The organism is Streptomyces sp. NBC_01334 (assembly GCF_035983595.1).
GTDB classification, from domain to species: domain Bacteria; phylum Actinomycetota; class Actinomycetes; order Streptomycetales; family Streptomycetaceae; genus Streptomyces; species Streptomyces coriariae.
This window is the reverse complement of record NZ_CP130718.1, coordinates 2,605,881-2,620,411: the sequence shown is the minus strand read 5'-3', so window position 1 is coordinate 2,620,411 and position 14,531 is coordinate 2,605,881. Positions and strand designations below refer to the sequence as shown.

The 14,531-nt window shown below is 70.5% G+C and carries 14 protein-coding genes; 8 read left to right on the top strand and 6 right to left on the bottom strand.

Annotation, left to right across the window (positions count from 1 at the left end; translation table 11 throughout):
* Together tal and tkt are read right to left on the bottom strand one after the other, a co-directional pair.
* Nucleotides 1-1,119, bottom strand: a complete 1,119-nt coding sequence (gene tal, locus OG736_RS11920) for a transaldolase (RefSeq protein WP_327182410.1) — start codon at nucleotides 1,117-1,119, stop codon at nucleotides 1-3.
* 33 nt (nucleotides 1,120-1,152) lie between these two features.
* Nucleotides 1,153-3,240: a transketolase gene (gene tkt / locus OG736_RS11915; protein WP_327182409.1), complete on the bottom strand. Its 2,088-nt coding sequence runs from the start codon at nucleotides 3,238-3,240 to the stop codon at nucleotides 1,153-1,155.
* Between the two features lie 355 nt (nucleotides 3,241-3,595).
* Here tkt and OG736_RS11910 point away from each other — a divergent pair, with 355 nt between their 5' ends.
* From OG736_RS11910 to OG736_RS11895, 4 genes are all read left to right on the top strand, one after another.
* Complete coding sequence (locus tag OG736_RS11910) at nucleotides 3,596-4,549, top strand: heme o synthase (RefSeq protein WP_327182408.1); 954 nt, start codon at nucleotides 3,596-3,598, stop codon at nucleotides 4,547-4,549.
* 106 nt (nucleotides 4,550-4,655) lie between these two features.
* The gene (locus OG736_RS11905) at nucleotides 4,656-5,012 is read left to right on the top strand and encodes a hypothetical protein (RefSeq protein WP_327182407.1); all 357 of its coding nucleotides are present in this window, start codon (nucleotides 4,656-4,658) and stop codon (nucleotides 5,010-5,012) included.
* 75 nt (nucleotides 5,013-5,087) lie between these two features.
* Nucleotides 5,088-6,194, top strand: coding sequence for an amidohydrolase family protein (locus tag OG736_RS11900; RefSeq protein ID WP_327182406.1), 1,107 nt, complete (start codon nucleotides 5,088-5,090; stop codon nucleotides 6,192-6,194).
* Nucleotides 6,195-6,212: 18 nt separating this feature from the next.
* Nucleotides 6,213-6,959 carry a nucleotidyltransferase domain-containing protein gene (locus tag OG736_RS11895; protein WP_327182405.1) on the top strand — a complete coding sequence of 249 codons (747 nt, stop codon included), beginning with the start codon at nucleotides 6,213-6,215 and terminating at the stop codon, nucleotides 6,957-6,959.
* A 12-nt stretch (nucleotides 6,960-6,971) separates the two neighbouring features.
* Here the strand turns inward: OG736_RS11895 and OG736_RS11890 are convergent, their stop codons facing one another.
* The 4 genes from OG736_RS11890 to OG736_RS11875 form a co-directional block, all read right to left on the bottom strand.
* Nucleotides 6,972-7,982 carry a COX15/CtaA family protein gene (locus OG736_RS11890; protein ID WP_327182404.1) on the bottom strand — a complete coding sequence of 337 codons (1,011 nt, stop codon included), beginning with the start codon at nucleotides 7,980-7,982 and terminating at the stop codon, nucleotides 6,972-6,974.
* 56 nt (nucleotides 7,983-8,038) lie between these two features.
* Nucleotides 8,039-8,809, bottom strand: coding sequence for an ABC transporter permease (locus OG736_RS11885; RefSeq protein ID WP_327182403.1), 771 nt, complete (start codon nucleotides 8,807-8,809; stop codon nucleotides 8,039-8,041).
* Nucleotides 8,809-9,729, bottom strand: coding sequence for an ABC transporter ATP-binding protein (locus tag OG736_RS11880; RefSeq protein WP_327182402.1), 921 nt, complete (start codon nucleotides 9,727-9,729; stop codon nucleotides 8,809-8,811). The genes OG736_RS11885 and OG736_RS11880 overlap by 1 nt, the downstream gene beginning before the upstream one ends.
* 98 nt (nucleotides 9,730-9,827) lie before the next feature.
* A complete protein-coding gene (locus OG736_RS11875) occupies nucleotides 9,828-10,628 on the bottom strand; it encodes an AAC(3) family N-acetyltransferase (protein ID WP_327182401.1) in 801 nt (266 codons plus the stop codon).
* 183 nt (nucleotides 10,629-10,811) lie between these two features.
* On the opposite strand from OG736_RS11875, the gene OG736_RS11870 reads away from it, so the two are divergent.
* The 4 genes from OG736_RS11870 to OG736_RS11855 are packed head-to-tail and all read left to right on the top strand — an operon-like array spanning nucleotide 10,812 to nucleotide 14,531.
* Nucleotides 10,812-11,555 (top strand): helix-turn-helix transcriptional regulator, encoded by a 744-nt coding sequence (locus OG736_RS11870; protein WP_327182400.1) that lies wholly within the window; start codon nucleotides 10,812-10,814, stop codon nucleotides 11,553-11,555.
* Entirely contained in the window at nucleotides 11,552-12,973 is a 1,422-nt protein-coding gene (sufB, locus tag OG736_RS11865; protein ID WP_020130536.1) for a Fe-S cluster assembly protein SufB, read from the top strand. The genes OG736_RS11870 and sufB overlap by 4 nt, the downstream gene beginning before the upstream one ends.
* Before the next feature lie 59 nt (nucleotides 12,974-13,032).
* Nucleotides 13,033-14,214, top strand: a complete 1,182-nt coding sequence (gene sufD / locus OG736_RS11860) for a Fe-S cluster assembly protein SufD (RefSeq protein WP_054239146.1) — start codon at nucleotides 13,033-13,035, stop codon at nucleotides 14,212-14,214.
* Nucleotides 14,214-14,531, top strand: a complete 318-nt coding sequence (locus tag OG736_RS11855) for a non-heme iron oxygenase ferredoxin subunit (RefSeq protein ID WP_020130534.1) — start codon at nucleotides 14,214-14,216, stop codon at nucleotides 14,529-14,531. The genes sufD and OG736_RS11855 overlap by 1 nt, the downstream gene beginning before the upstream one ends.

The following is a 14,531-nucleotide window of genomic DNA, read 5'->3' as shown; positions in this document are numbered from 1 at the left end:
TCAGCCCTCCGAGGGGGCGAGGCGCTGGAGCTCCGCCTCGGTCGACTTGAGCAGGTCGTTCCAGGACGCCTCGAACTTGTCCACGCCCTCGTCCTCGAGGAGCTGGACCACCTCGTCGTAGGAGATGCCGAGCTTCTCGACGGCGTCGATCTCGGCACGGGCCTGCTCGTAGGTGCCGGCGACGGTGTTGCCGGTGATCGCGCCGTGGTCCTCGGCGGCGAACAGGGTCGCCTCCGGCATGGTGTTCACCGTGTTCGGCGCCACCAGGTCGTCCACGTACAGGGTGTCCTTGTAGGCGGGGTCCTTCACACCGGTGGATGCCCACAGCGGACGCTGCTTGTTGGCGCCCGCCTTCTCCAGCGCGGCCCAGCGCTCGCCGGCGAAGACCTCCTCGTACGCCTGGTAGGCGAGCCGGGCGTTGGCGAGGCCAGCCTTGCCGCGGGCGGCCTTGGCCTCGTCGGTGCCGAGGGCGTCGAGCCGCTTGTCGATCTCGGTGTCCACGCGGGACACGAAGAAGGACGCCACGGAGTGGATCTTCGACAGGTCCAGGCCGCGCTCCTTGGCCTGCTCCAGGCCGGCCAGGTAGGCGTCCATGACCTGGCGGTAGCGCTCCAGCGAGAAGATCAGCGTGACGTTGACGCTGATGCCGAGGCCGATGACCTCGGTGATCGCCGGCAGACCGCCCATGGTCGCCGGGATCTTGATGAGCGTGTTGGGGCGGTCGACCAGCCAGGCGAGCTGCTTGGCCTCGGCGACCGTCGGCTTGGTGTGGTGCGCCAGGCGCGGGTCGACCTCGATCGAGACCCGGCCGTCCTGGCCGCCGGTGGCGTCGAAGACCGGGCGCAGGATGTCGGCGGCGTCGCGGACGTCCGCCGTCGTGATCATGCGGATGGCCTCTTCGACGGTGACCTTGCGGGCGGCGAGGTCGGAGAGCTGCTGCTCGTAACCGTCGCCGCTGCTGATCGCCTTCTGGAAGATCGACGGGTTGGTGGTGACGCCCACGACGTGCTGCTGGTCGATCAGTTCGGCCAGGTTGCCGGACGTGATCCGCTTGCGCGACAGGTCGTCCAGCCAGATCGCGACGCCTTCTTCGGAGAGGCGCTTGAGTGCGTCTGTCATGGAATTACATCTCCTACGTGTCGTATGTGAGCGTCAGCGCTGGGCGGCGGCGAGGGATTCCCGGGCCTTGGCGGCCACGTTCTCGGCAGTGAAGCCGTACTCCTGGAAGAGGACCTTGCCATCGGCGGAAGCACCGAAGTGCTCCAGGGAAACGATGCGGCCGGCGTCCCCGACGTACTTGTGCCAGGTGAGACCGATACCCGCCTCGACCGAGACGCGGGCCTTGACGGACGGGGGCAGGACGCTGTCCCGGTACCCCTGGTCCTGCTCCTCGAACCACTCCACGGACGGCATGGAGACCACGCGCGTGGGCACACCGTCGGCTTCCAGCCGCTCGCGCGCCTCGACGGCGACGTGCACCTCGGAGCCGGTCGCGATGAGGAGCACCTCCGGCGTCCCGGTGGAGGCCTCGAACAGGACGTACCCGCCCTTGGCCGCGTTCTCGTCGGGCTCGTAGGTCGGCACGCCCTGGCGGGTGAGGACCAGACCGTGCGGGGCGCCCTTGCCGAAGACCTTCGTCCAGCGCTTGAGGATCTCGCGCCAGGCGATCGCCGTCTCGTTGGCGTCGGCCGGGCGGACGATGTTCAGGCCCGGGATGGCGCGCAGCGAGGCCAGGTGCTCGACCGGCTGGTGGGTGGGGCCGTCCTCGCCGAGGCCGATGGAGTCGTGCGTCCACACGTACGTCACCGGCACGTGCATCAGGGCGGACAGCCGCACGGCGTTGCGCATGTAGTCGGAGAACACGAGGAACGTGCCGCCGTAGATGCGGGTGTTGCCGTGCAGCGCGATGCCGTTCATCTCCGCGGCCATGGAGTGCTCGCGGATACCGAAGTGGACGGTGCGGCCGTACGGGTCCGCCTCCGGCAGCGGGTTGTCCGCCGGGAGGAACGACGACGTCTTGTCGATCGTCGTGTTGTTGGAACCCGCGAGGTCGGCGGAGCCGCCCCACAGCTCGGGGATGACCGCGCCGAGCGCCTGGAGCACCTTGCCGGACGCGGCACGGGTGGCGACCCCCTTGCCGGGCTCGAAGACCGGGAGCTTCTCCTCCCAGCCGGTGGGCAGTTCGCCCGCGGCGACGCGCTCGAACTCGGCGGCGCGGTCGGGGTTGTTGTCCCGCCACTGCTGGAAGGACTTCTCCCACACGGCGCGGGCCGCCTGGCCGCGCTCCAGGGCGCCCCGGGTGTGGGCGATGACCTCGTCCGCGACCTCGAAGGACTTCTCCGGGTCGAAGCCGAGGACGCGCTTGGTGGCCGCGACCTCGTCGTCGCCGAGCGCCGAGCCGTGGGCGGCCTCGGTGTTCTGCGCGTTCGGCGCGGGCCAGGCGATGATCGAGCGCATCGCGATGAAGGACGGCTTGTCCGTCACCTGCTTCGCGGCCTCGATCGCGTCGTAGAGCGCGTGCGGGTCCAGGTCGCCGTCCGGCTTGGGGGCGACGCGCTGCACGTGCCAGCCGTACGCCTCGTAGCGCAGAGCGGTGTCCTCGGAGACGGCCGTCTCGGTGTCGCCCTCGATCGAGATGTGGTTGTCGTCCCACAGCAGGATCAGGTTGCCGAGCTTCTGGTGCCCGGCCATGGAGGACGCCTCGGCGGAGATGCCCTCCTGGAGGCAGCCGTCACCGGCGATCGCGTAGACGAAGTGGTCGAACGGCGACTCGCCGGCCGGGGTCTCCGGGTCGAACAGACCGCGCTCGTAGCGGGCGGCCATCGCCATGCCCACGGCGTTCGCGACGCCCTGGCCCAGCGGGCCGGTCGTCGTCTCGACGCCCGTGGTGTGGCCGTACTCCGGGTGACCCGGCGTCTTCGAACCCCAGGTACGGAACGCCTTCAGGTCGTCCAGCTCCAGGCCGAAGCCGGCCAGGTACAGCTGGGTGTAGAGCGTCAGGGACGAGTGGCCCGCGGACAGCACGAAGCGGTCGCGGCCGACCCAGTCGGCGTCCGCCGGGTCGTGCCGCATCACCTTCTGGAAGAGGGTGTACGCGGCAGGCGCCAGGCTCATCGCCGTACCGGGATGGCCGTTGCCGACCTTCTGTACGGCGTCGGCGGCCAGGACGCGGGCGGTGTCCACCGCCCGCTGGTCCAACTCGGTCCACTCGAGGTCTGTGGTGGTCGGCTTGGTGCTCACCCTGGGTCAGGGCTCCTCTCCACATGTCACGCATGTCGAATGCCGGTGCACGCGGCGCCCACCGGCCGTTGTCGAGCCTACCCCCGTGAGAACGTGCATTTTTTCGAGTCATTCCAGACTGCCGGGAGACTTGGTGATCCGCCTCCCGACCGGTGTGTTCCCTGTTCGGCAAGTGAATACGGAGCCGCTCGTACGAGTGCTCAACAGAGTGCCCTCCGGCTCTTCCGCAGGTGCTGTCCAACACGACCCCACCCCCGCGAATGTCGGGGTCTGGGCAACGTCTACAGTGGCGTGGTACGCGCGAGCCTTTACCCCGCATTCACACGGGGAGGCTTGCTGGGAGTCTCTGTCAGGGGTGTGCGTGACGGCCGTTGAATCCCGTCCAGTGGGGATTGTCGGGGCGAGTCAGAGCCCGAACCGGCGGCCGTTCGGGGCCCGGGTGAAGGCCTTCGTGGCGCTGACCAAGCCGCGGATCATCGAGCTGCTGTTGATCACCACCGTCCCGGTGATGTTCCTGGCGCAGCAGGGCGTTCCGGACCTCGGTCTGGTGGTCCTGACCTGCCTCGGCGGTTACCTGTCCGCAGGCGGCGCCAACGCGCTGAACATGTACATCGACCGCGACATCGACGCGCTGATGGACCGCACCTCGCAGCGCCCGCTGGTCACCGGAATGGTCAGCCCGCGTGAATGCCTCGCCTTCGGCATCACCCTCGCGGTGGTCTCCACACTCCTGTTCGGTCTGACCGTCAACTGGCTGTCGGCCTGGCTCGCCCTCGGCGCGCTCCTCTTCTACGTCGTCGTCTACACGATGATCCTCAAGCGCCGTACCTCGCAGAACATCGTGTGGGGCGGCATCGCCGGCTGCATGCCGGTGCTGATCGGCTGGTCGGCCGTGACGAACTCGGTGTCCTGGGCGCCGGTCGTGCTCTTCCTCGTCATGTTCTTCTGGACGCCGCCGCACTACTGGCCGCTGTCCATGAAGGTCAGGGACGACTACGCGCGCGTGGGCGTGCCGATGCTGCCGGTCGTCGCCTCCAACAAGACCGTCGCCAAGCAGATCGTCCTGTACAGCTGGGTGATGGTCGCCGTCTCGCTGCTGCTGACCCCGCTGGGCTACACCGGGTGGTTCTACACCTCGGTCGCGCTGGTGGCCGGCGGCTGGTGGCTGTGGGAGGCGCACGCGCTCCAGAGCCGCGCCAAGGCGGAGGCGACGGGCGGGAAGCTGAAGGAGATGCGGCTGTTCCACTGGTCCATCACCTATGTGTCGCTGCTGTTCGTGGCGGTCGCGGTGGACCCCTTCCTGCGCTGACACCTCCGAGTCGTCGTCGCCGGATCGCCGAACGGCCGGGGTGCGTGGTCAACACCACGCACCCCGGCCGTCGCCGTTCGATCTACCCGTCGGTAGCATCCTGGCCATGGCAGACACCAAGCAGGTTGACGACACCGCCGACGCCAAGCAGGCCGCGAAGGCCGAGCGCAAGGCGGTCCGGCTCGCCAAGCAGATCAGCGCCTTCGCCAAGCAGCACGGCGGGGCAGAGGGCCAGATCGCGTACATCGGCGAGCGCGGCGCCCGTATCGTCCTGGTCGGCGACGACGGCGGCTGGGGCGACTTGGTGGCCCCGTCGGTCGCCGTCGCCGAGCTGGCCGTCGGGAAGTCCGGCATCACCGTCCACGAGACCTTCGACGGCGAGTTCGCGGCGAAGGTGAAGACGGGGCCGTACGAGTGGACGCGGATGGCCGGGATCCAGATCGGCGGACCGAAGAACGGCTGAGCAGCAACAACCTGACACCCCGGTCACCCGTTAGGACCCGTAGGAATCACGTGGTCCGTCCCCCGGGGAGTCCGGATGATCGAAACGCCGTCCTTGGTGGACCAGTACTGCCACGGCGTCCTGAGAACGGAGCTGGGTCTCGGTACCTTCGAGGCCCAGTTGGCCCGCACCGAGGGCCCGCCGGCCCCGGGCACGACACTGTTCGACACCCAGACGGGGTTCGCGGTACGCCGCTGGTGCCCCCCGCTCCTCGGTCTGGAACCGCACGCGGCACCCGCCCGTTATCTCGCCCGGCGTCGTGAACTCGGCGTACTGGAAGCGGGCCGCCGGCTGCTGCGCGGCAGCGGCATCACGACGTACCTGGTCGACACGGGCCTGCCCGGAGACCTCACCGGACCGGGCGAGCTCGCCTCGGCCGGCGCCGCCGAGGCGCGGGAGATCGTGCGCCTGGAGCCCCTCGCCGAACAGGTCGCCGACACCTCCGGCACCGTCGAGTCCTTCCTCGCCAACCTCGCCGAGTCGGTCCACGGGGCCGCCGCGAGCGCCGTGGCCTTCACCTCCGTCGCGGGGGTCCGGCACGGCCTCGCCCTCGCGCCCGAGCCGCCCGGGCCGGGAGAGGTGCGGGGCGCGGCGGGCCGCTGGCTGGCGGGCCGCAGGGTCGGCGGCGAACTGAGCGACCCGGTGCTCTTGCGCCATCTGCTGTGGATCGCCGTCGCCTCGGGGCTGCCCCTCCAGCTGCACGCGGGGCTCGGTGAGCCGGGGGCGCGCGTCGACCGCACGGATCCGGTCCTGCTGACGGACTTCGTACGGGCCACGGCCGGACTCGGCACCGACCTCGTCCTGCTGCACGGCTACCCCTACCACCGGCACGCCGCCCACCTCGCGGGCGTCTTCCCGCACGTGTACGCCGACTCCGGCGCCGCGCTCGTACGGACCGGCGCGCGAGCCGCGACGATCCTCGCGGAGATCCTGGAGCTGGCCCCCTTCGGCAAGATCCTCTTCTCCAGCGGGGCCGGGGGGCTGCCCGAGCTGCACGTGGTCGGGGCGCGGCTGTTCCGCGAGGCACTGGCGCGGGTGCTCGGCAGCTGGGTCGTGGAGGGCGCGTGGTCGTCGGCGGACGCGCAACGGGTGGCGGGACTGATCGCGGCGGGCAACGCGCGCCGGGTGTACGGGCTCGGCTGAGGTGGACAGACTGGGCGCATGGCCAACCGCACGGAAGCACTGCTGGACCGTTTTCTCGCCTGCCTCCAGGCCCTGGACCCCGTCGCCGTGTGGGCCCACGGTTCGCTCGCCGGCGGCGACTACCAGGAGGGCCGCAGCGACCTGGACCTCATCGCGGTGCTGGCGGGGCCCGTCACACCGCGCGCGGTGTGGCAGCTGGGCCGGCTGCACGCCCGCCTGCGGAACGAGCCGCTCGCCCCGCTGCTGCACTGCACCTATCTCACCCCCGACGGGGCGGCCGATCCGGAGCGGCGGCACCTCACCTGGGCGCACGGCCGACTGTTCCGGCGGACGGTCACCCCGGTGACCCGGCGCGAACTGCACGACTTCGGCCGGGTGCTGTACGGGAAGCCGCCCGGCGCGCTCCTGCCGGCCGTGCCGGACCGCGCACTCGGCGACTTCGTCGTCCGCGACCAGCGGGATTTCTGGCGGCCCGCCGTCGACAAGGCCCACCTGTGGCGGCAGACCGTCTGGGTCGATCTGGGGCTGCTGACCTTCGCCCGGGCGACGGTGACCGTGCGGGACGGCCGGCTGATCTCCAAGCGCCGGGCGCTCGACGAACTGTCCGCGCTGGGGGCGCCCTCGGAGGTCGTGGCGGACATCGCGCGCCGCCGCTACGACGAGGGGGACGGACCGGCCGAAGAGGGGTGGCCCGCCCGCCGCGCCGAGCTGACCCGGGACTACCTGGGGCCGGCGATCGACGCTCTGGTCACCTCGTACGCGTGAGCCTCGGGCGACTCACGCGCGGGTGCCGACCGTCGCCTCGGCCGCCGGGCCCGGCAGGTCGATCGTGGCCTCGGGGCGCTCGCGCAGCGCCAGCAGCACGCGCAGCACCGCGATCCACACCAGGCAGGAGCCGAGCATGTGCAGCCCGACCAGGGCCTCGGGAAGGTCCGTGAAGTACTGGACGTAGCCGATGAGACCCTGCCCGAGCAGCACCAGGAACAGGTCCCGGGTGCGGTCCAGCGGGTTCTTCGGGGCGTCCACCGCCTTGAGGATGAACCACAGGGCGAAGGTCAGCGTCACCACGATCCAGGCGAGCACGGCGTGCAGCTTGGCGACCGTCTCCCAGTCCAGCGGCATCCGCTCGACCTCGCTGGAGTCACCGGCGTGCGGGCCCGCGCCGGTCACCACCGTGCCGACGCCGATCAGCAGCGTCGAGGCGACGACCAGGAACCACACCAGCTGCTGCACGGGCTTGCCGACCAGCGGCCGGGGCTCCCCGTCGCCCTCCCGGGCGCGCTGCCACATCACCGCGGCGACCGCGAGCAGCGCCGTGGCGGCCAGGAAGTGCGCCGCGACCGTGTAGGGGTTGAGGCCGACGAGCACCACGATCCCGCCGAGCACGGCGTTGCTCATCACCAGCCAGAACTGCGCCCAGCCCAGCCGGGTCAGGCTCCGCCGGTACGGCTTCTCGGAGCGCGCGGCGATGATCGCCCAGCCGACGGCCGCGCACAGCACGTACGTCAGCATGCGGTTGCCGAACTCGATGGCGCCGTGGAAGCCCATGGCGCCGGTCGCGGTGAGCGAGTCGTCGGTGCACTTGGGCCAGGTCGGGCAGCCCAGGCCGGAGCCCGTGAGCCGGACGGCACCGCCGGTGACCACGATGACCACCGACATCACGAGCGGGTACAGCGCCGCCCGCTGAACGGTCCGGCGGGTGGGGGTCCAGCGTTCGGCGATGAAGGCGAGCGGGTTGCGCACGGCGGCTACGGCGTCGGCACGGGTCACGTTTGGCACGCGTCCCATCGTAGGGGCCCGCTTGTGCACGCGTTCACGAGGGTCCCCCGGGGCCGCGCGTCCGGCTACTCCCAGCGGAAGAACCGGCCGGCCGCCGCGAGTCCCACGACCGCCCACACCGCCAGGATCCCCAGGTCGCCCCAGGGCATGCCCGCGCCGTGCTGGAGGACGTCCCGCAGCCCGTCCGAGAGGGCCGAGACGGGCAGCAGACCGAGCACGTCCTGGGCGCCGGGCGGGAACTTGTCGAGCGGGACGATCACCCCGCCGCCCACCAGCAGCAGCAGGAAGACCAGGTTGGCCGCGGCCAGCGTCGCCTCCGCCTTCAGGGTGCCCGCCATCAGCAGGCCGAGGCCCGAGAAGGCGGCCGTGCCCAGGATCAGGAGCAGCAGGACGGCCGCCGGGTTGCCGTGCGGGTCCCAGCCGAGGGCGAAGGCGATCGCCGTCAGGAGGATCACCTGGAGGATCTCCGTGACCAGCACCGACAGTGTCTTCGCGGCCATCAGGCCCCAGCGGGGGAGGGGCGAGGCGGCGAGCCGCTTCAGCACCCCGTAACGGCGTTCGAAGCCGGTCGCGATGGCCTGGCCGGTGAAGGCCGTCGACACCACGGCTAGCGCGAGGATGCCGGGCGTGAGGAAGTCCACCGCCTCGCCCGCGCCGGTGTCGACGATGTCCACGCTGCTGAACAGCACCAGCAGCAGGGTGGGGATCACGACGGTGAGCAGCAGCTGCTCACCGTTGCGCAGGAGCATCTTCGTCTCCAGCACCGCCTGGGCCGCGATCATGCGGGGCAGCGGAGCCGCGCCGGGCCGGGGGGTGTAGGTACCCGTGGCGGTCATCAGCGCAGCTCCTTGCCGGTCAGTTCGAGGAAGACGTCCTCCAGGGTGTGCCGTTCGACCGAGATCCGGTCCGGCATCACCCCGTGCTGCGCGCACCACGAGGTGACCGTCGCCAGCAGCTGCGGGTCGACCTTGCCCATGACCCGGTAGGAGCCGGGAGTCAGCTCGGCGGCCGAGCTGTCGGCGGGCAGGGCCTTGAGCAGGGAGGTCACGTCGAGGCCGGGGCGGCCGGTGAAGCGCAGGGTGTTCTCGGCGCCGCCGCGGCACAGCTCCTCGGGGGAGCCCTGGGCGATGACCCGGCCGGCGTCGATGATCGCGACGTCGTCGGCGAGCTGCTCGGCCTCGTCCATGTAGTGGGTGGTCAGGATGACGGAGACGCCGTCCGACCGCAGGTCCCGTACGAGTTCCCAGGTGGCGCGGCGGGCCTGCGGGTCGAGGCCGGCCGTCGGCTCGTCCAGGAACACCAGCTCCGGGCGGCCGACGACGGCCATGGCCAGCGCGAGCCGCTGCTGCTGGCCGCCGGAGAGCCGGCGGTACGTCGTCCGGCCGCAGGAGCCGAGGCCGAGGCGCTCGACGAGGGCGTCGACGTCCAGGGGGTGGGCGTGCAGCCCGGCCACGTGCCGGAGCATCTCGTCGGCCCGGGCGCCGGAGTACACGCCTCCGGACTGGAGCATCACGCCTATCCGGGGGCGCAGGTCGGAGGCCTGTCTCTGCGGATCGAGGCCGAGGACGCGTACCGTGCCGGCGTCCGGCCTGCGGTACCCCTCGCAGGTCTCGACGGTGGTCGTCTTGCCGGCGCCGTTGGGTCCGAGGACGGCGGTGACGCCCGCCCGGGCCGTCAGGTCGAGGCCGTTCACCGCGGTCTTCGTCCCGTACCGCTTCACCAGGGCCTCGACCCGGACGACAGGCTCACTTCGCATGGCTCAAGAGTCTAGGTTCGCGGGTGGGGGCTCGGACCGGCGGGTGCGGGAACAGGCCGGACGCGACGGCGGCGGGGGCCGGCCGAGGGCGGGCCGGTTCAGAGTTCCTCCTCGCGGGAGCGGTGCAGCGGCAGCCACCGCTGCGCGTAGGCCACCGCGTCCGCGACCGGAAACAGCCGGACGTCGGCCGCCCCGACGGTGCCCCGTACGACATCACGGTCGCGTTCGAAGTCATGGCCCAGTTCGTCGAAGCGATCGGAGTCGATCGACACCTCGGTCACGACCTCCCACGTCCCGTCGGGCCCCGGACGGCCCACCGCGACGAGCGGGGCCGGGATCCGGTACTCGGCCAGGTGGAAGCTGGTGCAGGTGGCGTAGCCGGCGCCGAGCAGCAGGACCCGTGCCCCCGCCTTCTCCAGCCGGGCCAGCGGGCTGTGCTCACCGAGCCGGCAGTCGGGGGCGTGTCCCTCGACCAGCTCCGCGGCCCGCGCCCCGAGTGCCGCGAACGAGGTCTGCGGGTGGGCGCTGCGCAGGGCGCCGGGCCAGGTGCGGACCGTCTCCGGGATCACGCCCACGCCCAGTGCGGGAGTGATGAGGGGGTCGTAGGCGGGCATGGTCGCCCGGATCCGCTCCCACCACTGCGCGGGGACCGGCGGATTGCTCCACAGGGCCGGGTCGGAGAGGTCGCCGGACTGGGTGGGGACCACGAGAGTGCCGTCCGGGCCGATGGCGTCGAGCAGTCCCCGGACGACCGCGACGGCGCCTCCGCAGACCCAGCCGAGCGAACTGAGGGAGGAGTGCACGAGCAGGATTTCTCCTGGTTCGACACCCAGGACGCGAAGCTCCGCGGCGAGGGTGTCGCGGGTGACAAGTGGGCCGGTGGGAGGGGGTGTGGGCATGTTCCGGCAGTGTCCTGGAAGGGCGCTCCGGAGACCAGTGGTTTTATCGCAACACCGTCTTCGCCTGATCGATCAAAGATCGTTTCCGCAGGTCAGATTAGGTTTACCTAAGTGACGCAGGGCACCGTCCGTCGATCCGGACACGGCTTGCCTGTGTCTGAGGAATTACGCAACAATGGCGTTGTGAAAAACGTCGGCGAGGCTCGGGAGACCCCCACGGGGACCCCCCAGGAGGAGATCGCGACCGGTGAGCGCTCGACGCGCAACCGGGTCGCGCGGTCCATCCTGGACCACGGGCCGTCGACCGTCGCCGAGCTGGCCGGCCGGCTGGGCCTCACCCAGGCCGCCGTACGCCGCCACCTCGACGCGCTGGTCGCCGACGACGTCGTGGCAGCCCGCGAGCAGCGGGTGTACGGAGCACGGACGCGCGGGCGCCCCGCCAAGGCCTTCGCCCTCACCGACTGCGGCCGGGACGCCTTCGACCAGTCGTACGACAAGCTCGCCGCGGACGCCCTGAGCTGGATCCAGGAGCGCTTCGGCGGGGACGAGGCCGTCGTCGCCTTCGCCCGCGCGCGGATCGCCCAGCAGGCCGCCGGGTACCGCACGGCGATCGAGGCGGCCGCTCCGGAAGAGCGGACCGAAGCCCTGGCCAAGGCCCTGAGCGCGGACGGGTACGCTGCTACGGCGCGCAGCGCACCGGTCGGCGAGCAGCTGTGCCAGCACCACTGCCCCGTCGCCCATGTCGCCGAGAAGTTCCCGCAGCTCTGCGAGGCGGAGACCGAGATCTTCTCCCAGCTGCTCGGGACACACGTCCAACGACTGGCGACCATCGCCCACGGCGACGGCGTCTGCACGACGTTCATCCCCAAAGTTTCCACAGCCACCCCCAACGCATCTGCAAGCACGGCCGGGAGGAACCCCGCATGACTCTCCCCACGGAGACTGCCCACCCCGAACTCGAGGGCCTGGGTAAGTACGAATACGGCTGGGCCGACTCCGACACGGCCGGCGCCTCTGCGAAGCGCGGCATCAACGAGGACGTCGTCCGAGACATCTCGGCCAAGAAGTCCGAGCCGGAGTGGATGACGAAGCTGCGCCTCAAGGGCCTGCGGCTCTTCGGCAAGAAGCCCATGCCGAACTGGGGCTCGGACCTCTCGGGCATCGACTTCGACAACATCAAGTACTTCGTGCGCTCCACGGAGAAGCAGGCGGAGTCCTGGGAGGACCTGCCCGAGGACATCAAGAACACGTACGACAAGCTCGGCATCCCCGAGGCGGAGAAGCAGCGCCTCGTCGCCGGTGTCGCGGCCCAGTACGAGTCCGAGGTCGTCTACCACCAGATCCGTGAGGACCTGGAGGAGCAGGGCGTCATCTTCCTCGACACCGACACCGCTCTGAAGGAGCACCCGGAGCTCTTCAAGGAGTACTTCGGCACCGTCATCCCGGTCGGCGACAACAAGTTCGCGTCGCTGAACACCGCGGTGTGGTCCGGCGGATCCTTCATCTACGTGCCGAAGGGCGTGCACGTGGAGATCCCGCTCCAGGCCTACTTCCGTATCAACACGGAGAACATGGGCCAGTTCGAGCGGACCCTGATCATCGTCGACGAGGGCGCCTACGTGCACTACGTCGAGGGTTGTACGGCCCCGATCTACAAGTCGGACTCGCTGCACAGCGCCGTGGTCGAGATCATCGTCAAGAAGAACGCCCGCTGCCGTTACACGACCATCCAGAACTGGTCGAACAACGTCTACAACCTGGTCACCAAGCGCGCCGTGGCGTACGAGGGCGCGACCATGGAGTGGATCGACGGCAACATCGGCTCCAAGGTGACGATGAAGTACCCGGCCGTCTACCTGATGGGCGAGCACGCCAAGGGCGAGACCCTCTCCATCGCCTTCGCGGGCGAGGGCCAGCACCAGGACGCCGGCTCCAAGATGGTCCACATGGCGCCGAACACCTCGTCCAACATCGTGTCGAAGTCCGTCGCGCGCGGTGGCGGCCGGACGTCCTACCGCGGTCTCGTCGAGATCGGCGAGGGCGCCCACGGCTCCAAGTCCAACGTGCTGTGCGACGCGCTGCTCGTCGACACCATCTCCCGCTCCGACACGTACCCCTACGTGGACGTCCGCGAGGACGACGTGTCCATGGGCCACGAGGCCACCGTCTCCAAGGTCAGCGACGACCAGCTCTTCTACCTGATGAGCCGGGGCATGACCGAGTTCGAGGCGATGGCGATGATCGTGCGCGGCTTCGTCGAGCCCATCGCGAAGGAGCTGCCCATGGAGTACGCCCTCGAGCTCAACCGGCTGATCGAGCTGCAGATGGAAGGCGCGGTCGGCTGAGACCCGCCCCTGACAGCAGCAGCAATTTTCTGACGCAGGAAGAGAGCAGACCGACAGCCATGGCTGAGGCTCAGAACATCCCCGTGGGCTCCACCACCGCGGGCCAGATCGCGGTGGCCGCCGAGTCGACCGTCGCCACGCGCATGAGCGCGCCCGCCTCCTTCGACGTGAAGGACTTCCCGGTCCCGCACGGTCGCGAGGAGGAGTGGCGGTTCACGCCGCTGGAGCGGCTGCGCGGGCTGCACGACGGCACCGCCGTCGCGACCGGCGAGGGCGTCAAGGTCGCCGTCGAGGCGCCCGAGGGCGTCACCGTCGAACTCGTGGACCGCGACGACCCGCGCCTCGGGAAGGCGGGCACCCCGGTGGACCGGGTCGCCGCCCAGGCGTACTCCGCGTTCGAGAAGGCCGGAGTGGTCACCGTCCCCAAGGAGACGGTGCTCACCGAGCCGATCCGCATCGCGGTGCACGGTGAGGGCGGGGTCTCCTACGGCCACCAGGTCATCGAGCTGGGTGCCTTCGCCGAGGCCGTCGTCGTCATCGACCACACCGGTGACGCCGTGCTCGCCGCCAACGTCGACTACGTCCTCGGGGACGGCGCGAAGCTGACCGTCGTCTCCGTCCAGGACTGGGACGACAAGGCCGTGCACGTGGCCCAGCACAACGCCCTCGTCGGCCGCGACGCGACCTTCAAGTCGGTCGTGGTGACCTTCGGCGGCGACCTGGTCCGCCTCCACCCGCGCGTGGCGTACGCCGGCCCCGGCGCCGAGGCCGAGCTGTTCGGTCTGTACTTCACGGACGCCGGTCAGCACCAGGAGCACCGCCTCCTGGTCGACCACAACGTCCCGCACTGCAAGTCCAACGTCGTCTACAAGGGCGCCCTCCAGGGCGAGGGCGCGCACGCCGTGTGGATCGGCGACGTGCTCATCGAGGCCAAGGCCGAGGGCACGGACACCTACGAGATGAACCGCAACCTGGTCCTCACGGACGGCGCGCGGGTCGACTCGGTGCCGAACCTGGAGATCGAGACCGGCGAGATCGTCGGTGCCGGACACGCCTCCGCCACCGGCCGCTTCGACGACGAGCAGCTCTTCTACCTGATGGCCCGCGGCATCCCGGCCGACGAGGCCCGTCGCCTGGTGGTCCGCGGCTTCTTCGCCGAGCTGGTCCAGCAGATCGGTGTCGACGACATCGAGGAGCGCCTGCTCGCCAGGATCGAGACCGAGCTGGAGGCCACCGTCTGATGGCCTACGTACGCGCCTGCGGGCTGAGCGAGCTGGAAGAGGACACCCCGACGCGGGTGGAACTCGACGGCACGCCGGTCTCGGTCGTCCGTACCGAGGGGGAGGTGTTCGCCATCCACGACATCTGCTCCCACGCGAACGTCTCGCTCTCCGAGGGCGAGGTGGAGGACTGTCAGATCGAGTGCTGGCTGCACGGCTCCAGCTTCGACCTCCGCACCGGCAAGCCGTCCGGCCTTCCCGCGACGCGCCCCGTCCCCGTATACCCCGTAAAGATCGAAGGGGACGACGTGCTCGTCTCCCTCACCCAGGAGTCCTGA